Annotated in this window: 16 protein-coding genes and 3 rRNA genes; 13 read left to right on the plus strand and 6 right to left on the minus strand. The window is 55.6% G+C overall.

The window, feature by feature from the left end; genetic code table 11:
• Window positions 1-36 precede the first annotated feature (36 nt).
• Window positions 37-1,302, plus strand: a complete 1,266-nt coding sequence (locus G7Y41_RS02945) for an ABC transporter permease subunit (RefSeq protein WP_165218569.1) — start codon at window positions 37-39, stop codon at window positions 1,300-1,302.
• Window positions 1,303-1,358: 56 nt separating this feature from the next.
• Here G7Y41_RS02945 and G7Y41_RS02950 read toward each other — a convergent pair whose 3' ends face one another.
• Window positions 1,359-1,544 carry a hypothetical protein gene (locus tag G7Y41_RS02950; protein ID WP_165316411.1) on the minus strand — a complete coding sequence of 62 codons (186 nt, stop codon included), beginning with the start codon at window positions 1,542-1,544 and terminating at the stop codon, window positions 1,359-1,361.
• A 56-nt stretch (window positions 1,545-1,600) separates the two neighbouring features.
• Between G7Y41_RS02950 and G7Y41_RS02955 the strand changes: the two genes are divergently transcribed.
• The gene (locus G7Y41_RS02955) at window positions 1,601-2,734 is read left to right on the plus strand and encodes a substrate-binding domain-containing protein (protein WP_165218567.1); all 1,134 of its coding nucleotides are present in this window, start codon (window positions 1,601-1,603) and stop codon (window positions 2,732-2,734) included.
• Between the two features lie 531 nt (window positions 2,735-3,265).
• Here the strand turns inward: G7Y41_RS02955 and G7Y41_RS02960 are convergent.
• Both G7Y41_RS02960 and G7Y41_RS02965 read right to left on the minus strand, forming a co-directional pair.
• Entirely contained in the window at window positions 3,266-4,018 is a 753-nt protein-coding gene (locus G7Y41_RS02960) for an ATP-binding cassette domain-containing protein (protein WP_165218566.1), read from the minus strand.
• Window positions 4,019-4,034: 16 nt separating this feature from the next.
• Entirely contained in the window at window positions 4,035-5,222 is a 1,188-nt protein-coding gene (locus G7Y41_RS02965; RefSeq protein ID WP_165218565.1) for an ROK family transcriptional regulator, read from the minus strand.
• Between the two features lie 188 nt (window positions 5,223-5,410).
• On the opposite strand from G7Y41_RS02965, the gene G7Y41_RS02970 reads away from it, so the two are divergent.
• From G7Y41_RS02970 to rrf, 5 genes are all read left to right on the plus strand, one after another.
• Complete coding sequence (locus G7Y41_RS02970) at window positions 5,411-6,670, plus strand: sugar ABC transporter permease (protein ID WP_165316412.1); 1,260 nt, start codon at window positions 5,411-5,413, stop codon at window positions 6,668-6,670.
• Window positions 6,671-6,840: 170 nt separating this feature from the next.
• Window positions 6,841-8,268, plus strand: coding sequence for an NAD(P)-dependent malic enzyme (locus G7Y41_RS02975; RefSeq protein WP_165316413.1), 1,428 nt, complete (start codon window positions 6,841-6,843; stop codon window positions 8,266-8,268).
• Between the two features lie 623 nt (window positions 8,269-8,891).
• A 16S ribosomal RNA gene (locus G7Y41_RS02980) occupies window positions 8,892-10,429 on the plus strand.
• A 285-nt stretch (window positions 10,430-10,714) separates the two neighbouring features.
• Window positions 10,715-13,843 (plus strand): 23S ribosomal RNA (locus G7Y41_RS02985).
• 135 nt (window positions 13,844-13,978) lie between these two features.
• Window positions 13,979-14,098: ribosomal RNA gene (gene rrf, locus G7Y41_RS02990) — 5S ribosomal RNA — on the plus strand.
• Together the 16S, 23S and 5S rRNA genes form the textbook arrangement of a ribosomal RNA operon.
• 243 nt (window positions 14,099-14,341) lie before the next feature.
• On the opposite strand, the gene G7Y41_RS02995 is transcribed toward rrf, so the two are convergent.
• Both G7Y41_RS02995 and G7Y41_RS03000 read right to left on the minus strand, forming a co-directional pair.
• The gene (locus G7Y41_RS02995) at window positions 14,342-15,058 is read right to left on the minus strand and encodes a response regulator transcription factor (RefSeq protein ID WP_165315249.1); all 717 of its coding nucleotides are present in this window, start codon (window positions 15,056-15,058) and stop codon (window positions 14,342-14,344) included.
• Entirely contained in the window at window positions 15,045-16,181 is a 1,137-nt protein-coding gene (locus G7Y41_RS03000; RefSeq protein WP_165315248.1) for a sensor histidine kinase, read from the minus strand. The genes G7Y41_RS02995 and G7Y41_RS03000 overlap by 14 nt, the downstream gene beginning before the upstream one ends.
• A 354-nt stretch (window positions 16,182-16,535) precedes the next feature.
• On the opposite strand from G7Y41_RS03000, the gene G7Y41_RS03005 reads away from it, so the two are divergent.
• From G7Y41_RS03005 to G7Y41_RS03025, 5 genes are all read left to right on the plus strand, one after another.
• The gene (locus G7Y41_RS03005; RefSeq protein ID WP_231367356.1) at window positions 16,536-16,925 is read left to right on the plus strand and encodes a hypothetical protein; all 390 of its coding nucleotides are present in this window, start codon (window positions 16,536-16,538) and stop codon (window positions 16,923-16,925) included.
• A gap of 249 nt (window positions 16,926-17,174) precedes the next feature.
• Window positions 17,175-17,939 carry an efflux RND transporter periplasmic adaptor subunit gene (locus G7Y41_RS03010; protein WP_165218468.1) on the plus strand — a complete coding sequence of 255 codons (765 nt, stop codon included), beginning with the start codon at window positions 17,175-17,177 and terminating at the stop codon, window positions 17,937-17,939.
• Between the two features lie 3 nt (window positions 17,940-17,942).
• Window positions 17,943-18,632: an ABC transporter ATP-binding protein gene (locus G7Y41_RS03015; RefSeq protein ID WP_165218465.1), complete on the plus strand. Its 690-nt coding sequence runs from the start codon at window positions 17,943-17,945 to the stop codon at window positions 18,630-18,632.
• The gene (locus G7Y41_RS03020; protein ID WP_165315247.1) at window positions 18,625-19,815 is read left to right on the plus strand and encodes an ABC transporter permease; all 1,191 of its coding nucleotides are present in this window, start codon (window positions 18,625-18,627) and stop codon (window positions 19,813-19,815) included. The genes G7Y41_RS03015 and G7Y41_RS03020 overlap by 8 nt, the downstream gene beginning before the upstream one ends.
• A gap of 26 nt (window positions 19,816-19,841) precedes the next feature.
• A complete protein-coding gene (locus tag G7Y41_RS03025; protein ID WP_165315246.1) occupies window positions 19,842-20,339 on the plus strand; it encodes a hypothetical protein in 498 nt (165 codons plus the stop codon).
• A gap of 311 nt (window positions 20,340-20,650) precedes the next feature.
• Here G7Y41_RS03025 and G7Y41_RS03030 read toward each other — a convergent pair whose 3' ends face one another.
• Window positions 20,651-21,370 carry a hypothetical protein gene (locus G7Y41_RS03030; RefSeq protein WP_165315245.1) on the minus strand — a complete coding sequence of 240 codons (720 nt, stop codon included), beginning with the start codon at window positions 21,368-21,370 and terminating at the stop codon, window positions 20,651-20,653.
• Between the two features lie 367 nt (window positions 21,371-21,737).
• Here G7Y41_RS03030 and G7Y41_RS03035 point away from each other — a divergent pair, with 367 nt between their 5' ends.
• Window positions 21,738-23,084 carry a threonine/serine exporter family protein gene (locus tag G7Y41_RS03035; RefSeq protein ID WP_165218560.1) on the plus strand — a complete coding sequence of 449 codons (1,347 nt, stop codon included), beginning with the start codon at window positions 21,738-21,740 and terminating at the stop codon, window positions 23,082-23,084.
• The last annotated feature ends 30 nt before the right edge of the window (window positions 23,085-23,114 follow it).

Consider the following 23,114-nt stretch of genomic DNA (forward strand, 5'->3'; position numbering starts at 1 on the left):
TTCCAGATCCCACGCCTTACAAGGACATTGATACTTATGAAACGCAATCTGAAAGAACTCTTTGGCGGTGACTTCCGCCAATTCGGAATGATCGCAGCCCTCATTGCGATTGCCCTGTTCTTCCAATGGAGGACGGACGGCAAAGTTTTCCAGGCCCAGAACCTCATGAACCTGGTCATGGGCAACACATACGTGCTGGTCCTGGCGATCGGCATGGTGCTGGTCATTATCGCGGGCCATATCGACCTCTCGGTTGGGTCGGTTGCCGCAACGGTCGGCATCATCGTTGCCATCGCCATGCGGGACCACAACGTGTCGCCGTGGCTGGCGATCCTCCTGGGAATGATCATCGGTATTCTCATCGGAACGTGGCAGGGATTCTGGGTGGCAAAGTGGGGGATTCCCGCCTTCATCGTCACGCTCGCGGGCATGTTGCTTTTCCGCGGGATGAACCAGTTCATTGGTCATTCGTTGACGGTTCCGGTTCCCGAGGTCTTCCAGTACCTGGGCGCAGGCTACCTTCCTGACATCGCTCCCGACGTCATCCCCTTCAACCTGCCGACAATGATCCTCGCGGTCCTTGCCGCGGTGGCAATCATTGGTGGCGAACTGCGTTCCCACAAGGTGAAGAACGAGGAAGGAGCAGTGAAGACCCCGCTGTGGATTCCGCTGCTGCGTTCGGGCGTCATTTCCCTGGTCATCGTGTGGTTCGGGTGGATCTTTGCCACGGGCCGTGAGGGAACATCCTTCCCCGTTCCGGGTGTCATCGTCGTCGTGCTGGCGCTCGTGTATTCCTTCATCGCGGAACGCACGATTCTTGGTCGGTCGGTTTACGCGATCGGTGGCAACAAGGCGGCTGCCGAGTTGACGGGCGTCAAGGTTGTCAAAACAAACTTCTTCGTTATCTGCAACTCCGCGTTCCTCGCTGCAATCGCGGGCATGTTGTTCATCGGTCGCTCAACGGCATCAGGTCCGGCTGACGGCAATATGTGGGAGCTTGACGCCATCGCCGCCGTGTTCATCGGTGGAGCTGCGGTTTCCGGTGGTATCGGAACGATCGGGGGAACAATGGTGGGTGCTCTCGTCATGGCTTTCCTCAATAACGGCCTCCAGCTGCTGGGCGTTGGTTCGGATATGACGCAGATGATTAAGGGCTTGGTTCTCCTCATTGCCGTTGCGTTGGACGTCTACTCCAAGCGTCAGGGCAAACGGTCGATCATCGGGACGTTCATGAATGCCCGCTCCCACCAAAAAGCCATGCAAGCAAAAGACTCAGCATCCCCAGATCAGGCATCCGCTTGAGGGAATGTTCATTGACGAGGACGAGCGCGGCCTCACCTCTTCACGCGCGACGACAGTCACAACGCCTCCCGTTTTCTTCGGATCATGCGGAATGCGAAGTCGGCCTCGTCCTCGTCAATCATCGTGAAAATTTCGCTTGGCGCAACGCGTTGACGCGTGGTGACGAAGCGAGTGTGGGAACTTTCGTGACGATGGAAAGTCCCACCACCCGGCTGTGCCGGATCGGAACACCCGTTCCACATCCCTGACAGTGTCCAATCCGGGCACATGACAGAACAATCAACCAAAGAAGGACACAATGAAAACGTTCAAGACACTTGCAGCCCTCACCGTTGCGGGCGCAATGGCTCTGACCATGAGTGCCTGCGGCGCTCGTGGCAGCAATGAATCCGCAGACTCGGGGGCAACTGATCAATCGGGTTCGTCTGAGGGAGTCTCTATCGGTATCGCGATGCCGCAGAAGACTTCGCAGAACTGGGTCGAGGCCGAGGAAATGTTCAAGGAAAACTGTCAGGAGATGAAGGTCGACTGCCAGATCCAATTCGCCAACGGCGGTGTTGCTGAGCAGCAGAACCAAATCTCGGCAATGATTGAGAACGGTGTGAAAGTTCTCGTGATCGGCGCGATTGACGGTTCGCAGCTGGGGACGCAGCTGGCTGCCGCGAAGGCTGCGGGTATCTCGGTCATTGCCTACGACCGTTTGCTGACGAACACAACGGACCTGGACTACTACATCGCCTACGACAACTTCGGTGTTGGACAGCTTCAGGGCAAGGCCCTGCTTGAGGGCCTTGAAGCAAAGGGTGGAGACCATCCGTGGAATATCGAGGTCTTCGCTGGTTCGCCTGACGATTCCAACTCCCTGAAGTTCTTCAACGGTGCGATGGATGTGCTTCAGCCCAAGATTGATGATGGCACCGTCATGATCAAGTCCGGTCAGAGTGAGTTCACGCAGGTGGCAACGCAGGGCTGGCTGCCGAAGAACGCTCAGGACCGTATGGCGGCGCTGCTGACCTCGACATACCAGGGTGATGCCGTTCCTGACGGCGTGCTCTCCCCGAACGACACCCTGGGTCGTGCAATCATCACCGCTGTTGAGCAAGCCGGAAAGCCGATCCCGGTTGTTACCGGTCAGGACTCCGAGGATGAGTCGGTGACCTGGGTTGTTCAGGGACGCCAGTACTCAACGATCTTCAAGGACACTCGTCCGTTGGTCAAGAGCACGGTCATGCTGGCCATTGCGCTGGCCGGTGGTGAATCCGAGCCGAAGATCGACGGGGCAACTCTGGATGACAAGCAGTACGAATCCAAGGAAGGCAACCCCGTGAAGTCTTTCCTGCTCACCCCGCAGATCGTCACGAAAGACAACGCAGCGGACATCTACAAGGATGACGCGACCCGTGCGAAGCTTGTTGAGGAAGCCTCGAAGTGAGCATCTCCTGATCGCAGATGGTTTAAGCGCTTGTGGTGATTGTGCCTCACTCGGCACAGTTGCTGATACGACCACCGATCGGTTGGTGAGCGTTTAAGCTGTCAGCACTCATCGGCACCACTGTGAAATAGCCGAGACTTTGGGCGGTGGGGTGAAACGTGAAGTTTCACCCCACCGCCCTTGTGTGTGTCCAGGCCGTGACGGCTTTGTGTCAACGACTGTGAGGGCTTGGTGTCCACGACCGTGATGGGAGAGCCTGCTCTTCGACGGATCTCCCTGCCATGCGTGGTCGTTTGCGTCACAGTGAATCTATTCGTTGTGACGTTTTTGGTCTGAAACAGGGGTTTTGGCCGTTCTGAGGTCGTTTGCGTCACAGTGAATCTTTTCGTTGTGACGTTTTTGGCTGAAACCATCGATTTTCGGGCAATTTTTGGCCCTTCGCGTCACAGTGAATCTATTCGTTGTGACGTTTTTGGCTCACGCGTCGTCCCCACCCGTAGCGCCCCATCGTCCTCGTGAAAGGCCGAAAATCTACGACGAACGGCGCACCCGTGTGGCCCCTGTAATTGCCGCAATAATCGTTTCGATTGACGCGTCCTGAGCGTCAAAAGACCCGTTGTTACGACCGTGGCGAAGGACCTCCACGCGATCCGAAACCGCCTTGACATCCGTCAAATTATGCGAAATGAATAGCACGCCCAGGCCCATGTCGCGTAGGCGTTCAATGTGAGTAAGGACCTCCGCGGTCTGGCCGACCGACAGCGAAGCAGTCGGTTCGTCCAATACCACCAGGCGAGGATTCGACACCAAGGTTCGTGCAATCGCAACGCACTGACGTTGCCCCGCCGACAACGACCGCAGGGGAACAGAGACATCCGGGATCTTTGAGTTCAACTGATCCAAGTATTCGCGGGCGCGCAACGCCATTTCGTCCTCGTCAAGGAAAGCTCCCTGAGTGTGCTCTTGACCAAGGAAGATATTCGACACCACGTCTAAGTTGTCGCACAGGGCAAGTTCCTGGAATACCGTTGCCACGCCCAAAGCAATCGCAATCTGAGTTGTCGGAATAACCACGGGCTCGCCTTCGATGCGGATGATGCCCGACGAGGGCTGGTGAACACCCGAAATCATCCGTGCCAGGGTCGACTTACCCGCCGCATTGTCACCCACGAGGGCGACAACCTCACGAGCGTTAACCGTCAGATCCACGCCTGCGAGAGCCTCAACCCCGCCGAAACGCTTCGTCACGTTCGACATCTGCAAAAGGGGAGCAGGGGTATTCATTGCGGTGCCTCCCAAGTCATTGTGCGTCTTCAACACTCTGTGAAATCGGGTCGGAGAACTCATCGAGAGCTAAAGCCAGAGCGCCCTTTGCCTCCGCGGATCCGTTCAGGGATGTTTGGAGTACATCAATATGTTCGCGCATGAGCATTGGGCGTGAACGAATTGCCTGAGCCATCGGGGCTAAGAGAATGTCCCCGGTCTCGGCTAACTCTCCGCCCACAACAATGCGCTGCGTATCTGTCCACGTTGCAATGTTCGCCGCGACCTGACCGATCATCGCGCCGGCGTCCGTCATCAGATGGACACAGCCCGGGTCACCGTCTTTCGCTAAGGAAATAACATCTCGCAGACTCAGGTGCCCGCGTGACACTCGTAGCAGCTCAACCAGGGCATTCGCGCCAACAACAGTGTTGAGACACCCGCGGTTACCGCACTGGCAGATGAGCCCCAGGGGATCGACCTGGATATGTCCGATCTCGCCCGCTGTTCCGTGGGGGCCCCGATGCAGCGTGCCGTTGACAATCATTCCCGCGCCGCACAGGTACGACGCTCGAATATAAATCCCGTTGTCAACGCCGCGCAGATTCCCGTAGCGCAGCTCGCCGATGGCACCCGCGTTTGCGTCGTTCTCCACCAAAACTGGCCGCTCTAAACGATTCATGAGCAGCGAACGAATGTCCGTGTCCTCCCAGTCGCGCATGAACCCAGGAACAGAAATTTCCTGAGACACCGGATCTACGGGGGCCGGGACGCACAAGCCGATGCCGATGACGTCCGACAGGTCCGCGCCGATCTCCTCGGTCAATTCCGAAATGAGCATGGCCGCGCGGGAGAGTGTTGTGTCGATGCGATGTTCCTCTGGAAGAGGAAGAATTTTTCGTGCAGTCACCGAATATGCTGAATCTGCGATCTCAATGTGCATCGCGCGGCGAGCAATATGAATACCGATGCCCAAACCCGACTGAGTGCGCAAAGACACCAACTGGGCGCGCCGGCCCGAACGAATCGTGTTCTCCGTGGTTGCGACCCCGCGCTCAACGAGCTGCTTGACAATGTTAGAAATCGTGGCCGAGGACAGACCGGTTGCCGCAGCCAATTCAACCTGAGTGATTCGGCCATATCGACGGATCGCATCGGCGACGCGGGCACTATTGACCTCACGCAGGGAGGCCTGCGAGCCCAGTCGTCCATTGTGCGCAACCACAGCACAAAGCTATCAGCTTGTTCGCCGACTATTCGACGAAAATGCGCGAAGGTTCCAGATCAGCCTTATCAGTCATTAGACTGAACCCGTCAAGATGCCCGACGACGGGCACGAGGTGGTGGCATAGTTCGGTAACAGAGGTGTTGCCTGAGCGTGCGCCTTCGGAGCCGTATTCGAGCGGCGTGACAATGAGACGACACAATAGCGAAGGAGATGTCACGGCTATGGGCCTGATCCACACCAGCCTGGGACGGCATCGACAGACGTACCTCATCGGCAATGTCCTCCTCGTACTCGTGATCGTGTTTCAGATCGTCACTGGCGGACGTATGCTCTCGCCCTCGAACCTCTACAACCTTTTCGCGGGGAATGCCCACATCTTCATCCTGACTATCGGAATGGTCATGGTTGTTGTCATCGGGCAGATCGACCTGTCCGTTGGCTCTGTTGCTGCCTTTGTTTCTATGACGACTGCACTCACCATGCTGCATACGGGGATTCCCTGGTGGTTGGGGCTGATATTCGGAGTGGCTATTGGCGTGATCATCGGCGCTATCCAAGGACTCCTCCTGACGAAGGTTGCCGTTCCGAGCTTCGTCATTACCCTCGCCGGAATGTTGATTTTCCGTGGGATCGTTCAATGGGAATCCCAGGGACTCTCCACGCCGGTACCCGCGGAATTCCAGATCGTTGGTGCCGGATCACTTCCCAACCTCGGGCGGTGGTGTGGACTGGACACTGCGACGGTGCTCCTGGGGATCATTGTGTCCGTGGTCGTCATCGTTGATCAGCGTGCGCGATTTCGCCGAAGCCTTAAACGCGGCGTAGAAACAACGCTGTGGATCCCTATTCTCCGAGGTGCTCTCCTACTGGCGGCTGTATGGGTCATCGTGTGGCTGTGTGGTCGAGGCGCCAGCGGAGCGACGATCCCGCTTTCGGCTCTTGTGGTTCTGGCGCTAGCCATTGTCTATCACCTACTAGCCGGGCGAACACAGTTCGGACGCCACATGTATGCCGTTGGAGGTAACCCCGTCGCTGCGCATCTTTCCGGCATCAACATCACCCGAGTGCAATTCCTCGTCATGACAAATATGGGGTTCCTTGCAGCTCTTGCTGGGATGGTCTTCGCTTCCCGAGCGACCGCAGCTGGACCGCAGGACGGATTCCTCTGGGAACTGGACGCTATCGCCGCCGTTTTCATTGGGGGAGTGGCGATCTCTGGCGGTAGCGGAACCATTGTCGGTGGCATACTTGGCTCCATTGTCATGGCGGTGCTCAACAATGGGCTTCTGCTGCTGGGAGTTGGTTCTGATCGTGCACAGGTCATCAAAGGGGTGGTCCTGCTGATCGCGGTTATTTACTCTCTTGTGGTCAAGCGTGAGGAAAGCCTGTCGATCGGAGAGCGTGTCCTGCGCACGCGCGCATTCTCGCTGGTCTCAACGAAGTAGGGCTGTGATCGGAGTTTCGACAACCGTGGCTGTCGTGTGACGTTCACCCCTGATGTCCACGCGGTAGACAGCGATGGGCGTCCGTCCTCGTCCCCAATTACGATGAGAGGGAAGAACGTTAACAGTATTCGTATTCCGAGGGCACCCTCACGACAGAAATAGGGAAAAATATGCACACCTCACCGTCGTACACCGCGTCCTACCGGCTCGAGGTCGACGAATCGCAGACCTCTATCGCCGCGATTATCGACGCAGTTTCCGAGACTGGAGCTGAAATCAAGGGCCTCGACGTTGCGGACTCCGATCGTGGAAACATGGTCCTTGACCTGACCTGCAACATGCGTGACTCCGCCCACCGGCGCCAAGTGCGAGACGTCTTGGACTCCCTCGCCGGTGTCACTGCGTCCTCCGTTGCCGACCAGACGTTCCTCTCACATATCGGCGGCAAAATCGAGGTGGCTTCCAAAGTTCCACTGCGTAACCGCGACGACCTGTCTCGTGCGTACACTCCCGGCGTCGCCCGAGTCTGCACTGCCATCCACGACAGCCCGCAGAAAGCACATTTGCTCACCATGAAGGCGAACTCTGTCGCCGTCGTGTCCGATGGAACCGCCGTTTTGGGCCTGGGAGATATCGGACCCGAGGCCGCCCTGCCCGTTATGGAAGGCAAGGCCGTCCTCTTTAAGGAATTCGGTGGCGTTGACGCCTGGCCCGTTGTCTTGGACACCAAAGACACCGAGGAAATCATCGCGATCGTCAAAGCCATTGCGCCCGCGTACGGCGGCATCAACCTCGAAGACATCTCGGCTCCGCGTTGCTTCGAAATTGAAGAGCGTTTGCGCGCCGAACTCGACATTCCGGTTTTCCATGACGACCAGCACGGCACCGCTATCGTTGTGCTCGCTGCGCTCATTAACGCGCTTAAGTTGGTGAACAAGAAAATCGAAGATGTCCGTATCGTTGTTTCTGGTGTGGGTGCTGCCGGGAATGCGATCATCCGCCTGCTGTTGGCCCAGGGAGCCAAAGACATCGTTGGCTACGGCCGCACAGGAGCGTTGGCTGGAGATGACACCGAAGGGATGCACCCGTCGCGTAAGGCCCTGGCTGAGGCAACGAACCCGCGTCTGGTACACGGCTCGCTGAAGGAAGGAATCGAGGGCGCTGACGTTTTCATCGGCGTCTCCCAGGGCAATATCCTCAACGGCGACGACATCGCGAAAATGGCGCCGAACGCCATCGTTTTTGCCCTGGCAAACCCGACACCCGAGGTGGACCCGCTTGCTGCCGGTGAACCCGCTGCGATTGTCGCCACCGGGCGAAGCGACTTTCCGAACCAGATCAACAACGTTCTGGCGTTCCCCGGCCTCTTCCGCGGTCTCCTGGACGCAAAGGTCAAGGAGATTACGACGGAGGTTCTCCGCGTGGCCGCCAACGCCATCGCCGAAGTAATTACCGAGGACGAGCTCTCGCCTTCCTACATCATTCCCGGTGTTTTCGATGAGCGTGTGTCTCCTTCGGTTTCACGTGCTGTGCGCCGCGCGGTCCGTGATCTGCCGACGATCGATATTCCTGTCCAGGAACACCTGGGGACGCGCTGATCTGAGGGTGTGCGCGTAGCCAGGCCGAGAACGCGGTCTGAATCGGGCGTGAAACAGGCATTCGCTGTGCCTGCTTCACGCCCGTTTCGTCGATGTGACGTTGTCTCTGAAGCTCATTCATGGACTGTGGTCTCCTTCGGGAGAGGTGTTCGAGCCAGAGTGAAAGGGTTCGTGATTGCGGTCATGAATGGTCAGGGAAACTGTGCGTCATCTGGTGAACTGGCTAACGAACGTAGATCACATTTTGTTGTTTCGAGGTTTGGTTTGCGGGTTTTTCGGCGAGATATCGGGGTTTCTCCTGCGTAGAGACTGAAGAAGACTGAGGAGGAGTCGATTTGACCCGCCGAGGTGGATGTCGTTAATGTATTCCTCGTTGCGCCGAACGGCAGCGAGATTCGGACTCTAAGAGTTCTTGAGTCTCGTGGAAACATGGCGCCGAACTCAAGCCTTCTTGGTCCACACTAGTTGGGGTGTGTCCAGGTTGTGTTGGTGTTGTTTGTGAACTCGATAGTGTGTTTGTTTGTTTTTATGCCTGTTTTTTGTTTTTGAGTTGTTTTTGGTTGGGATTGCCTGGGTTGGCTTGGCTGTTGTGGTTGGGTTGGTTTGGGTTTTTTCGAGTTTTTTGTTCGGAGAGTTTGATCCTGGCTCAGGACGAACGCTGGCGGCGTGCTTAACACATGCAAGTCGAACGATGATGCGGTGCTTTTTGTGCTGTTGATTAGTGGCGAACGGGTGAGTAACACGTGAGTAACCTGCCCTCTTCTTTGGGATAACGGTCGGAAACGGCTGCTAATACTGGGTATTCACTTTCCTTCGCATGGGGGTTGGTGGAAAGCTTTTGTGGTGGGGGATGGGCTCGCGGCCTATCAGCTTGTTGGTGGGGTGATGGCTTACCAAGGCTTTGACGGGTAGCCGGCCTGAGAGGGTGACCGGTCACATTGGGACTGAGATACGGCCCAGACTCCTACGGGAGGCAGCAGTGGGGAATATTGCACAATGGGCGAAAGCCTGATGCAGCGACGCCGCGTGAGGGATGTAGGCCTTCGGGTTGTGAACCTCTTTCGCTCATGGTCAAGTCTGGGTTTTGGGCCTGGGTGAGGGTAGTGGGTAAAGAAGCGCCGGCTAACTACGTGCCAGCAGCCGCGGTAATACGTAGGGCGCGAGCGTTGTCCGGAATTATTGGGCGTAAAGGGCTTGTAGGCGGTTGGTTGCGTCTGTCGTGAAATTTCCTGGCTTAACTGGGGGAGTGCGGTGGGTACGGGCTGGCTTGAGTGCGGTAGGGGAGACTGGAATTCCTGGTGTAGCGGTGGAATGCGCAGATATCAGGAGGAACACCGGTGGCGAAGGCGGGTCTCTGGGCCGTTACTGACGCTGAGGAGCGAAAGCGTGGGGAGCGAACAGGATTAGATACCCTGGTAGTCCATGCTGTAAACGTTGGGCACTAGGTGTGGGGGCCACCCGTGGTTTCTGCGCCGTAGCTAACGCTTTAAGTGCCCCGCCTGGGGAGTACGGCCGCAAGGCTAAAACTCAAAGGAATTGACGGGGGCCCGCACAAGCGGCGGAGCATGCGGATTAATTCGATGCAACGCGAAGAACCTTACCAAGGCTTGACATGCGCCCTGAGCCACTAGAGATGGTGGTGCATTTGGTTGGGGGTGTGCAGGTGGTGCATGGTTGTCGTCAGCTCGTGTCGTGAGATGTTGGGTTAAGTCCCGCAACGAGCGCAACCCTTGCCCTATGTTGCCAGCACGTTGTGGTGGGGACTCGTGGGGGACTGCCGGGGTTAACTCGGAGGAAGGTGGGGATGACGTCAAATCATCATGCCCCTTATGTCTTGGGCTTCACGCATGCTACAATGGCTGGTACAGAGGGTTGCGATGCCGTAAGGTGGAGCGAATCCCTTAAAGCTGGTCTCAGTTCGGATTGGGGTCTGCAACTCGACCCCATGAAGGTGGAGTCGCTAGTAATCGCAGATCAGCAACGCTGCGGTGAATACGTTCTCGGGCCTTGTACACACCGCCCGTCACGTCACGAAAGTTGGTAACACCCGAAGCTCATGGCCTAACCGTTTTGGGGGGAGTGGTCGAAGGTGGGATTGGCGATTGGGACGAAGTCGTAACAAGGTAGCCGTACCGGAAGGTGCGGCTGGATCACCTCCTTTCTAGGGAGCCTCGTTTTGGGGAATGCTGTGCGCGCGTGTTTGTGTGTGTGGTGTTTTCTTGTGTTCATGCTTGTTGATCTATGCGTTGTGTGTGGTGGGTGTGGGCGCGTTTTGGGGTTGCAGGCGTAGGTAATGGATGAGCATGCTGTCGGGTTCAGGTTCAACATTGTGTGGCCTGTGGCTTGCATCTGGACTGCTATTACTGTGGTTGTTTGGGTGTGTGGTGGGTTGTTGGTGATTTGTATAGTGGTTGCGAGCATCTTTATTTTTTGTGTTTTGTGTTTGTGTTTAGTTTTGTTGGGCATTCGGTGGATGCCTTGGCATCAAGAGCTGATGAAGGACGTTGCGGCCTGCGATATGCCTCGGGGAGTTGGCGAGCGAGCTTGGATCCGAGGGTGTCCGAATGGGGGAACCTAGCCCTGGTTGTGTGGGGTTACTGTCATCTGAACGTGTATAGGGTGATGGGGGGAACGCGGGGAAGTGAAACATCTTAGTACCCGTAGGAAAAGATATTCCGTGTGTAGTGGCGAGCGAAAGCGGATGATGGCTAAACCGTGTGCGTGTGATTAGTCGGCGGGCGTTGCGTGTGCGGTGTTGTGGGGCTCGATCGTTCCATCTCTGCCGGGGTGGGGTTTTGTTGTGTTGTGGGAGTTGAACATTCTGGGATGGGTGACCGTAGTGCGTGATAGTCGTGTAGGCGGACCGTGACATGATGGGACGGGTTGGGTGCCCGAGTAGTGCGGGGCTCGTGGAATCTCGTGTGAATCTGCCAAGACCACTTGGTAAGCCTGAATACTTCTTGGTGACCGATAGTGCATAGTACCGTGAGGGAATGGTGAAAAGTACCCCGGGAGGGGAGTGAAATAGTGCCTGAAACCGGGTGCCTGTAAGCCGTCAGAGCCTTGTGGGGTGATGGCGTGCCTTTTGAAGAATGAGCCTGCGAGTCAGTGATGCGTGGCGTGCTTAACCCGTGTGGGGGATGCGTAGCGAAAGCGAGTCTGAAATATTGTTGGGCGTGTGTCGCGTGTTCTGGACCCGAAGCGGGGTGATCTACCCATGGTCAGGTTGAAGCAAGGGTAAGACTTTGTGGAGGACCGAACCCACCTCAGTTGAAAATGGGGGGGATGAATTGTGGGTAGGGGTGAAAGGCCAATCAAACTCCGTGATAGCTGGTTCTCCCCGAAATGCATTTAGGTGCAGCGTTGTGTGTTGCCTGGTGGAGGTAGAGCTACTGGATGGCTGATGGGCCTTTTGGGTTACTGACGTCAGCTAAACTCCGAATGCCATTAGGTTGAGCATGGCAGTGAGACTGCGGGGGATAAGCTTCGTAGTCGAGAGGGAAACAGCCCAGATCATCAGCTAAGGCCCCTAAGTGTGCGCTAAGTGGGAAAGGATGTGAGATCGCGGTGACAACCAGGAGGTTGGCTTAGAAGCAGCCATCCTTGAAAGAGTGCGTAATAGCTCACTGGTCAAGTGGTTTCGCGCCGACAATGTAGCGGGGCTTAAGTGTACCGCCGAAGCTGTGACATTCACACGTATAAGACCTGAGGGGCAAAGCCTTTTGGGTTGTGTGGGTGGGTAGGGGAGCGTCCTGCTCGCGGTGAAGCCTGCTGGTGATGGTTGGTGGAGCGTGTGGGAGTGAGAATGCAGGCATGAGTAACGTTTGGCGGGTGAGAATCCCGTCCGCTGATTGACTAAGGGTTCCAGGGGCAGGTTTTTCCGCCCTGGGTTAGTCGGGTCCTAAGGCGAGGCCGACAGGCGTAGTCGATGGGTGACCAGTTGATATTCTGGTACCGCGTAATAACCGACAAGTGCTGAAGCTGGTGTGCTAACCATTTGCCGCTGCTCGCCTTTCCCTTTTGGGGTTGGGTGTTGTGGTGGTTGTGGGGTCCTGCTGGTGTGTAGGTAAGCGTGTTAACAGGGGTGACGCAGGAAGGTAGCTGGCGCACACTGGTGGTTTGTGTGTTTAAGGTTGTGGCCTGTTGCTCAGGTAAATCCGGGTGACATTGTGGGTGAGGACTGATGAGGCTGGCCGTTGTGGTTGGCTGCTGGTGATCCTATGCTGCCAAGAAAAGCCTCGACGTGAGGGGGTTACGCGCCCGTACCCTAAACCGACTCTGGTGGTCAGGTAGAGTATACCGAGGCGTTCGAGTGAATCATGGTTAAGGAACTCGGCAAAATTCCTCCGTAACTTCGGGATAAGGAGGACCTCCGGCGGTCTCACGCCCATGCGGTGTGGTGGTGGTTGGGGGTCGCAGAGAATAGGGAGAAGCGACTGTTTATCAAAAACACAGGTGCGTGCGAAGTCGTAAGACGATGTATACGCACTGACGCCTGCCCGGTGCTGGAAGGTTAAGAGGAAGACTCAACCATACTTGTGTGGTGAAGGTTTGAATTTAAGCCCCAGTAAACGGCGGTGGTAACTATAACCATCCTAAGGTAGCGAAATTCCTTGTCGGGTAAGTTCCGACCTGCACGAATGGCGTAACGACTTCTCCGCTGTCTCGACCGTGAACTCGGTGAAATTGCAGTACGAGTAAAGATGCTCGTTTCGCGCAGAAGGACGGAAAGACCCCGGGACCTTTACTATAGCTTGGTATTGGTGTTCGCTTTCGCTTGTGTAGGATAGGTGGGAGACTGTGAAGCTGTCGCGCTAGCGGTGGTGGAGTCGTCGTTGAAATACCATTCTGGTGGGAGCGGTCATCTAACCTTGGCCCGTGATCCGGGTTGGGGACAGTGCCTGGTGGGTAGTTTAACTGGGGCGGTTGCCTCCTAAAATGTAACGGAGGCGCTCAAAGGTTCCCTCAGCCTGGTTGGTCATCAGGTGTTGAGTGTAAGTGTACAAGGGAGCTTGACTGTGAGACCGACGGGTCGAGCAGGTGCGAAAGCAGGAACTAGTGATCCGGCCATGGCACGTGGGTGCGTGGTCGCTCAACGGATAAAAGGTACCCCGGGGATAACAGGCTGATCTTGCCCAAGAGTCCATATCGACGGCATGGTTTGGCACCTCGATGTCGGCTCGTCGCATCCTGGGGCTGGAGTTGGTCCCAAGGGTTGGGCTGTTCGCCCATTAAAGCGGTACGCGAGCTGGGTTCAGAACGTCGTGAGACAGTTCGGTCCCTATCCTCTGTGCGCGTAGGAAACTTGTGAAGGGCCGTCCCTAGTACGAGAGGACCGGGATGGACGAACCTCTGGTGTGCCAGTTGTACCGCCAGGTGCATGGCTGGTTGGCTACGTTCGGGAGGGATAACCGCTGAAAGCATCTAAGCGGGAAGCTTGCTTCGAGATGAGGTTTCCGCACCACCCTTTGGTGGTGGAAGGCCCCCAGGAGACTACTGGGTTGATAGGCCAGAAGTGCAAGCCTTGTAAGAGGTGTGTGAGCTGACTGGTACTAATGGGCCAACACTAAACAACAACACACACACAATTATTGTGTGTGGCACAATGAGTGTTGTGTTTGCAACCACTATACGAATCACCCACAACCCACACAACAAGAGCCAAACCCCAACACACGGGGTTAGGGCAGTGTGTGTGGACCAATAGTCTTGTGGTGGTCATAGCGTGAGGGAAACGCCCAGCCCTTCCTTTTCGAACCTGGAAGCTAAGCCTCACAGCGCCGATGGTACTGCACTTGGGAGAGTGTGGGAGAGTAGGACACCGCCACAACAAACTTTCACTGTGAGCCGACACCCCCCAACGGGGGGTGCCGGCTCACACACACATAACCACACATAACCACGCGTAAACCACGAACGCCTCCACAAAACGGGACACCACAACACACACACGGGGACCCGCACACCAGCAAAGCACACGCACACAGGACAAGGCACACCAACCACACGCGCCGCACTTGCAACAACCACCCAGGCGAGCCGCAACACGGCTCTTTCCATCAAGGTCGGTCAACTAGTTTCCTCGGTTAAGCCCCTGCATTTTCACAGCTATTTCACCGCGTCGGGCCTCTAACAAGGTGATCGCGTCCCGTACGTAGCTTCCTACGGTGTGTTCGGACAATCCGGTTGCTCGGGCGATCTCTCGGTTCGTGTAGGAATCCGCAAGATAATCCACGACTTTGCGTAAATGCTGGGGGAGCCTTTCTAAACGCTCAGCAAACTCGTGATCTACCTGCGGCGAGCTACCCAGCACGTAATAGTCTTGAAGGATCTGAATGGGTCGTTCATCAAACACGGCTTTGCCGTGATACGCGCGGTGTAGGGCCGTAACGATCTCGGCGGTGGAGGTTTCTTTCGTCAGAAAGCCCTTTGCCCCAGCAGCTAAGGCTTCGCGAAGCGTGTGTGGCCGCTCAAATGCTGTGAGCATGACAACCGTGGCATCAGGCTGTATCTCCAAGAGTCGCTTGAGGGTTTCAATTCCGTCGATCTCTGGCATAGCGATATCAAGTAGCGCCACATCCCACGTCATCGATTTGGCAAGATGCAAGAGCTCCATCCCTGAGGCAGCAACTCCCACAAGATCGATGCTCGAGAATTGGCGCAGCAATGCGCTTTCTTGCTCTCGATAAATCGGCGAATCGTCTGCAAAAATCAGCCGCAGCACATCTTGTGCAGATGCACTGTGAGTGTCGCGAGTTTCGTCTGTATCACGAGGCTTATTTGAGGGCATTCGCCTCACCTTTCTCAAGCGGTACTTCGCAGCGTACATACCACCAGTTGTTCACCGTCCAGATATCGAGTTCTCCTCCGATGACCTCGAACTTTTCCTGAAGTGCGTTCAATCCTTTACCTGAGCTGAATACCGCATCTCGTACAACATTGAGATATTGATTTTTCATCATGATCTCAATTGAATCCGCATCACAAGAAACGCAGAGCGTTGCATTGGTCGATGGTGCAGCGAATTTGATTAAGTTTGTGCAGGCCTCTCGAAGAAAAGTCGACAGAACGCTATTTACTTCGACGGGAAGAAGCTCCAAGTCTCCGGCGTTATATTCCATCTCAAAGTGGATTCCAGCTGCTGAAACCATATTCTTCAATCTTTCCAGCTCGGACATGAAGCTCAAACTTTGATCGAGAGCCTGATTCGGACTATCGAGCAACTGAATAATTCCCCGAAGCTCTTTGAGAGAAGTGCGAGCTTGCTCCTCTAGAATCTCGGCTTTTGATTCTAGGGGAGTATTTTTTGGAACTTCATTTCGTAGTGCTTCAGCAAGCTTTGTCACCACGGATAGCGTCCCGGCGAGAGAATCATGTAAGTGGATTGCTAGTGTATTTCTCAATTGTTGAGAATTTCTCAGCTGTTGGATCTCATGCTCCCATAGTTGGTTCACTGCGGCATCGCGTTCATCGACGTAGCGACGCATTATGTATCCGCTGCTATAGGCTGCACCGAGCATAAGCAATAGCATCACAGCGCCGGGTTGGAATGAGGAGCCCGCCCAAAAACCACCAAGGACAACCGGCGCCCCCACAGCAGCATCGACTGTGTATCTGTGCCATCCCCAAAGGAAGAGCACTGCCATGCATACATATCCGAGGATGCCTACGGGAACAGGCGATAAGGCAGCGAGTCCGGTGTCGAGCAGGAGGAACACCCATCCGTAGAGTCGAGGATGAAAAGGAATGAGTGTCGCGGCAATGAATAGGACCGCCGTCAGTGTAATATTTGTGAGCGAGGATGCTCCGCCAAGGAGAACTAAATCAAAAACGACGATCAGAATCAGCAGAAGCCAGAAAACGAGTACAAAAGTGCTTCTTCCCCTTAACCGCCTATTGATGTGATGAAACAAAGCTTCCGCTCCTACTTATTCGCATAACCGCGGAAAAAGTTTGCAAATTGGGTGACTGGTAATATATGTCTTAGAGACTTGATGCTTTGGGTTCATTGGAGGGTGTGCAGATACTACCCCAGTTACTCCTGTGCTTGCTAGGAGAAGAGTAAGAGTACAGGCCATCAACATCCGCATGGAGATTCCCTCCTATAATCAGCTTGAGATACACTTGTGCCTAGGATATCCACGGCCATGACCAAGTGACTACCCCAATATTGGGGTATTCAAGGGGTGGCTCAACGTGCGTAAGGTGAAGGCACCGGAGATCTCCGGTACTAAACCTATCGAATCTTGAAACAGAGGAGAATCATCATGTCGTTCAAGAAACGAATCGTTGCAGCGGGAGCTACGCTCATCATTCTCGCAGGTAATGCGGGCATTGCCTACGCAGACAACTCGTATGTCTCAGGTCAGCTCAATACTTCTGGCTCTCTCGTTCAATACGATTACACCCGTACACACACCTACACCGGGCCAATTAGCTTGAGTGTGAGTGATATGCCCAGTGGACACCTTCGTTTGGGTCTGCGAAACATGAAACAAGTTGGCGGACCCCAGTTCACAGGGACGTTGCAGTGGAATGCCAAGGGGGCAAAATCGTGGGAGAACATTCGTAGCGGCACTCGCTTTGCCTTCCAAGGCCGGATGAAAGCATGCAGCTGGTTGTGTGATAACACGTGGGGCGGCGATCTGACCTACTGAGATTCCATGCGCGATTCAACTACACGAGCTCTCTGCGGATGCCTGTTGTCACTGGTTGTGCTCCTTTCTGGATGCTCTACCAGTGACACAGGCACCCAGAGTGCAGAAGACATCAGTGCTGTTCAGACCGCGCCCACAGTATCGGTGGGGAAACGACAGATCGTTCCGACGTTGTCTGCGAAAGCGACTGTAGAACAAGCGGCGTCTTTCGTTCTTTCGACACCTCAACGTGGAGCTTATCGTTCTGCCGTGAAAGTCAACGACTCGGTGAAAGCCGGTCAGGTGTTGGGATGGAATAACGGCGCGGAAATACACGCGCCCGTGGATGCCGTCGTGCGAAGAGTTGCCGAGGCATCGGATGATGTACCAGCGCACTACTCCGTATTGGAACTGGAGTACCAAGGTTTCGCCGTTACTGTAGACGCTGCCGCGCTCTTGGCAGTTGCCCCTATTGAATCGCTGACCGGTCGATTCCAAATTGCAGGCGGGCTTGGTCCCACGGATATCTACGCGATCGTCACCTCACCGGGCGACCAAGAACCAGCAAGCGAAGATCAAACTCCAGCGACAACACACAACGCAGTCTTTCAAGGCGTCAACGCTGTCGTGCCCGTTAATTCCAGTAACGCGGGTGCTCCGGATGAGGCCGAGGAATCTGTAGCGCCGTCACCAGAGCAGCCCGCTGAGTCTGAGCCGAAGATAGGACCGCGCCCACGAGTCGCTTCGCAGACTCTGCTCTGCCTCATAGGGAAAGATCAGCCAGTTCGCCCAGGACAAGTAGCAACTGTGGTGCTCGCTGGTCAAGCTCAAGCTGATGTACTTGCAGTACCCGTGAGCGCCGTTGCTGGGCGAGTAGGCAAAGGAACGGTGACGTTAGTGCACGGCGAGACTACTTCCCTTGTGGAGGTGGGATTGGGCATATCCGATGGTGCGTATATCGAGATTACTTCTGGGCTTAGCGAAGGTGATGTGATCAGCGCCGTTGCCCCGTATCTTGATCCGCGAAAGAAATAGCTGATGAGCGGCGTATTACTTGAGCTAGAAGACGTGACGGCGAAAGTGCAGCTTGGGCGGCGCCAGCTTTTGACCACGGTGGATAGCGTGTCTCTGGAGATTATTCGGGGAACATCTCATGCGATTGTTGGGAAATCCGGATCTGGAAAAACCAGTCTCATCTCCATTCTTGGCCTGCTGAACTCGGATTTCACTGGCCGCTACTCGTATGCAGGCAGCGACGTGGGTCGTTTAAGCGACCGTCAGCGTTCCAAGCTTCGCGGCAGCCACATTGGGTTCGTCTTCCAAAACTATTCGCTGATCCGGCATCTGAACGTGGCGGAAAACGTGGATTTGAGCCTGCGCTACTCGAATGAAAAGCTCTCACGGAGGCAGCGATTTGCGCGGATCACGCAGGCTCTTGAGGATGTGGGCTTAGCGGATCGACGCAAGGAGTATCCCGGGAGGCTTTCTGGCGGTGAACAGCAAAGGGTGGCGATCGCACGCGCCTTGGTATTGCGTCCGGAATTGCTGATCTGCGACGAACCCACAGGGGCCCTCGATACCGATACCGGCAAGCACGTGCTGAGCGTATTGATGGAGCTGGTGAGATCTTCGCGCACCACACTCGTACTCGTCACGCACGATTCCGAAGTGGCGGCGCATTGCGAGAACGTGATGCATATGGATTCTGGAAGGCTCACTCATGCTTAGGATGATCATTCAGGATCTACGAATCTCGCCCGGACGAGCGTTCCTCACAGGGTTTTCGATGCTCATCGGCATCATTGCGGTGATCGTTTCTGTGCTCGCTGGAACCATCGGGAAGGACTACCTCGCCGCGACTAATGAACAGCTCTATGGTCGTGCCCCTACATATTCAATGCTGATGAGTTCTCAGCATTTCTCCGAATCGGCTTCGCTTTCAAGCCTGATCGGCGCACTAGAGAAAAACAATTTGCACGCTGCACTCTCTCTCACTCCGGACGAAGAGCATACCTATATTGTCACTCGCGATTTAGATCATCCACCGAACACGGATGACCTAGCCAGCGGACTGAGCGTTGATACGGTGTACACCACGGCAGGCTACGCATCGGTCTACAACCTCCCGATGGCCGAGGGACGTTGGCTCACCCAAGCGAATCAGATGCCTCGACTGGAATTGGTGGCAAACAAACCTGCCGCGCAGAATTTTCCGCTCCATTCCTACGCTTATCTCACTACCGGATCAACTCTGACGCCGACTCCGCTTGAAGTTACTGGAATTGTCAATGATGGATTGAACTTTCCGCGGATATACGTCAATGTCGAAGGTCTCGCTGCTTTGGCTCCGCACCTGTGGGCCAGCACAAACGCAACGTTCTATTGGCACGACAAAGAGTTACGCACAGACCAACAGCGCTCCACACTCATCGCAGATTTGCTGCACGACTACGCCCCAGGAACCACGAACAGGATAAGCCGCTCCGATACTCAGGAATACGAGGGCGTATTACAGATTATCTCGCTGAGCTTCATTGTCACCTCTGTACTGTTGCTCGGCGTTGCCGCTATCGGGCTCATCAATATCGGCCTAGCGAGCATCGAGCAACGTACCCATGAACTCCTGATCCGCCGCGCTCTCGGAGCTACAAGAGGATCCGTGGCGGGGTTGGTGATCGGCTCGTCACTGCTGCTTGCTGTCATCGTTGCCGGTGTGGCCATCGTGATCTCAATGGCACTTGTTGAGAGCATCCCACTGTTCTTGCCTCGAGACACTCCCATCACAGCTCCGGGATACCCCTATCTCGCCGCTCTAGCGGCGGTGACAGCCGCCGTAGTCACCGCCCTCATTGGATCAATAGCACCAGCTATCCGAGCGACACGCCTCCAACCCGCCCTGGCTTTGCGCTAGCCGAAACACAGAAGAGGAAAGAAACCATGAACAACCACAAGTATCAGATCAGAGCATTTGCCGTACTTGTTGCAGCTGTAGCTGCGTTCTCAGTTGCTGCTTGTAGTCACGAGACCGAAAAGCAAAGCTCCGAAGAAAGAGGCTTCGTCTCCTACGACGAAATCAATGCCGAGTACAAAGACTCCGTTGCCCAACTTGACTGGCCGGAATCCTACACTCCGCCAGCTGATCTTGAGGGTGAAGACACCAAGCTCACCTTCCAATCAGGATTTGGAGATACCCGCGCCTCTATTCTTTTCGAGTGCGCATGGGAAAGAGAATGGCTCAACACCTATGCCACCGCACCTGATCAAGCTGCTGCCGCCATTGAGCAGCTAAGCAAAGTGCCGAATATGGGCTACATGAGCCCGCAGCGAGCCGACGATGCCACACGCAGAGTCTTCAACGATTATCTTGATCGTGCCAAGCTCGGCGACCCGTCAGGATTCCAAGAAAACATCGATATCAACTGCCGCTCAAACTGACGCACAAACAACCGTGTGAACCGTTTAAGGGGCAAAGGCAATTGCCCTGTCGAATGTGGACGAGGAACTCAATGGCACCCTTGTCGACGATGGCGAGGTCGATGAGGGTTGTCCATTGGGGCGGCGTGAATGCGTCTCCTCGCTTCGCGGGCGGAGGCTCCCCGTTCTTGTCGATGCAGCAGTGAACATTGCGACGCTGGTCGTTCTTCTGGAATTCTGCTCCTCGACGAGGTATCTCTTAGGCTGGGGTGAGCACGGGACGCGCCGTTGACCGCAACACACTTGCGAGGAATTCGCGAAACTCCAGGGGACTATTCACTCATGTGACGCTGACAATCCATGAGAATCTGAGGCCCATCGTCACTGATGAAGTTCAGATGCTTCGCTGCTTCTTTCTTCTCGTCATCGGACAGCATGATATACGCATGATATTCGGCTTCGGCGGCCAGATAATCCTCGCTCGTATAATCTTCCGACACGGCTCCGTGGCGGCGCAGACAGCGAGCCATGAGCTCTTCGATTGGAATGTTCTCGGGATTATCCGTGATCTTATTGAATAGGAACTGAATATCCCCCCAGTCAGTCTCTGCTTCGCACCGTTTTTGAGTGAGGTCAACGTTCTCCATCGGGCCGCCGTGGTCAGGAATGAGCAATGCGCCATCGAGAGAGTCCACGTCCGTGCCGGGAAACCCATTCTGTGCCATGCAGTCTTCGAAGGCTGACTGGAGTTCAAGGATTTCTTGTTCAGTGATCTGTGAATCGTTAACGATTGATTTCCCCAGGTCAGAATGAGCAGTTTTCTGGATCTGTGCAAACTCGGCAGAATAGGCGCTAGCGGTATCGACCTTTTCGGGAATCGCATCGGCGTGGTGATCGGGGGAGGTGCAGCCCGCGATCAGCCCGACTGATGAAAACACTACGAGAGCTGATCTTAGGGCGTTGTTGTCGTGCTTCATTGGAACATCCGAATAATCATTCGAGGACGAGCCAGGGATCTTCAGTGACGAGGACGACTCCGGCAACTTCTTCATTGATGTGCTCTTCCAGGTGGTGTTTTGGGCTGCGAAGCCATGCACAATCAGGCTATTGACACGTATAAGCCACACTCAAGGATTGGAGAGTAACGATTTGGTGACAATCGGTGGAATTTGCACCCCTGACGCATGTGTTGACGAAGCCGGCTGCTGGGATTACATACAGATGCAATATGGCCAAGAAAACAGGCGAACCGTGACTTTCGGCATGGAAATGAGACTCTGTGCGTGACACAGTGGAAGCATGAAGGAATCGAGCGCACCGAACTTTGCGGATCAGCCCGACGATACACCCGGCGCATCAAACGACACCCCACGCCTTGAGACCGATGCTCTCGCTGAATCGCCCGATGAGCGCAGACAGATGCGGGATCATGTTGATATTCAGACGCATCGTACCGATGCTCACGATCGACTGGCACACCAATCCCGCGTTGTCCTTCGACTCGGGCAAATGCTGCTGTCCTGTGGTGCATCCGCGTTTCGTGTGAAACGGGCGATGGCGGATACAGCAAAGGCCGTGGGGATTTCCGAGCACCACGCTCAGGTGACGTACACGGAGATTGTGGCAACGGCCTACGCGAATGGAACATTTCGTACGGAGCTGGCAGAACAGCGCGCGATGGGCATTAACGCCGACAAGATCGACCGCATCGGCAACTTCGTTGAATCCTTAAAGAATCGGACCGTTCGCGTGGAATACGTCGACCGTGAACTCGACAAACTTGAGAAAGTTCCTGCGCTCTACGACTGGTTCCCCAATGCCGCGGCATCGGGCTTGGCATGTGCGGCCTTCTCATTCCTCAACGGTGGAGGATGGGTTGAGTGTTCCGCGGTCGCGGTTGCGGCATTCTTCGGTCAGGTTCTGCGTCGCCAGATGATCCATCGCCGAATGAACCACTTCGGCGTGTGGATGGCCTGTGGGGCGCTCGCCGCGATGATTTACATCCTGCTGGTCGCCCCGGCTCAGCACTTCCTCGGCCTCGAACCCACGCACCAAGCGGGCTTCATCTCAGCTCTGCTCTTCCTAGTTCCGGGTTTCCCCTTGGTTACCGGCATGATTGACCTGGTCCGTCAGGATTTCCAGGGCGGTATCGCCCGACTGATGTACGTGTTCATGCTGGTTGTGAGCGCGGGTATGGCCACATGGGTCGTCTCCGCGGTCTTCAACTGGTCGGTGACTCCGCAGTACTCCTACGAGCTCGTGGCGTGGGTGCTGTACCCGGCGAAGTTCCTCGCAAGCTACGTTGCGTCTTTCGGTTTCGCGATGCTCTTCAACTCGCCGGTTCGCGTGTGTGCTGCGGCGGCGCTCATTGGCGCCGTCATTAACACGGGTCGTCTTCTGCTCATCGACTACGCAGAATTCGCTGTTCCCGCAGCAGTTGGCTTGGCCGCTCTGAGCGCGGGAATCCTGGCGAACCTCGTCGCGAAAAGGACAAAGTTCTCGCGCGTGACCTTGTCGGTTCCCGCGGTCGTCATCATGATCCCGGGTGTCCCTCTGTATCGCTCGCTGACGTACCTCAACAACGGCCAGATGCTTGAGGCTCTGACGTCGCTCTTCACCGTGGCGTTCACAGTTTTGGCGATCGGCATCGGCCTGTCCATCGCGCGAATGCTCACGGATCGGAACTGGTTGCAGGAAACCCCACCGAGCGTCCCTGCGCTCGTGACGTACAACGGGGAGTATGGAGATCTCAGTGCCGGACGCTGATATGCACCGTGGGTGCCATTGAAGGCGGCG

Origin of the sequence: Schaalia sp. ZJ405 (assembly GCF_011038885.2) — a bacterium.
GTDB lineage: Bacteria > Actinomycetota > Actinomycetes > Actinomycetales > Actinomycetaceae > Pauljensenia.

Excerpts from the sequence above, each read along its gene's own strand:
- G7Y41_RS02945 (WP_165218569.1), top strand. The coding sequence starts at position 37 with ATGAAACGCAATCTGAAAGAACTCTTTGGCGGTGACTTCCGCCAATTC.
- G7Y41_RS02950 (WP_165316411.1), bottom strand. The coding sequence starts at position 1,544 with ATGTGGAACGGGTGTTCCGATCCGGCACAGCCGGGTGGTGGGACTTTC.
- G7Y41_RS02955 (WP_165218567.1), top strand. The coding sequence starts at position 1,601 with ATGAAAACGTTCAAGACACTTGCAGCCCTCACCGTTGCGGGCGCAATG.
- G7Y41_RS02960 (WP_165218566.1), bottom strand. The coding sequence starts at position 4,018 with ATGAATACCCCTGCTCCCCTTTTGCAGATGTCGAACGTGACGAAGCGT.
- G7Y41_RS02970 (WP_165316412.1), top strand. The coding sequence starts at position 5,411 with ATGAGACGACACAATAGCGAAGGAGATGTCACGGCTATGGGCCTGATC.
- G7Y41_RS02975 (WP_165316413.1), top strand. The coding sequence starts at position 6,841 with ATGCACACCTCACCGTCGTACACCGCGTCCTACCGGCTCGAGGTCGAC.
- G7Y41_RS02995 (WP_165315249.1), bottom strand. The coding sequence starts at position 15,058 with ATGCCCTCAAATAAGCCTCGTGATACAGACGAAACTCGCGACACTCAC.
- G7Y41_RS03005 (WP_231367356.1), top strand. The coding sequence starts at position 16,536 with ATGTCGTTCAAGAAACGAATCGTTGCAGCGGGAGCTACGCTCATCATT.
- G7Y41_RS03015 (WP_165218465.1), top strand. The coding sequence starts at position 17,943 with ATGAGCGGCGTATTACTTGAGCTAGAAGACGTGACGGCGAAAGTGCAG.
- G7Y41_RS03020 (WP_165315247.1), top strand. The coding sequence starts at position 18,625 with ATGCTTAGGATGATCATTCAGGATCTACGAATCTCGCCCGGACGAGCG.
- G7Y41_RS03025 (WP_165315246.1), top strand. The coding sequence starts at position 19,842 with ATGAACAACCACAAGTATCAGATCAGAGCATTTGCCGTACTTGTTGCA.
- G7Y41_RS03030 (WP_165315245.1), bottom strand. The coding sequence starts at position 21,370 with ATGAAGAAGTTGCCGGAGTCGTCCTCGTCACTGAAGATCCCTGGCTCG.
- G7Y41_RS03035 (WP_165218560.1), top strand. The coding sequence starts at position 21,738 with ATGCGGGATCATGTTGATATTCAGACGCATCGTACCGATGCTCACGAT.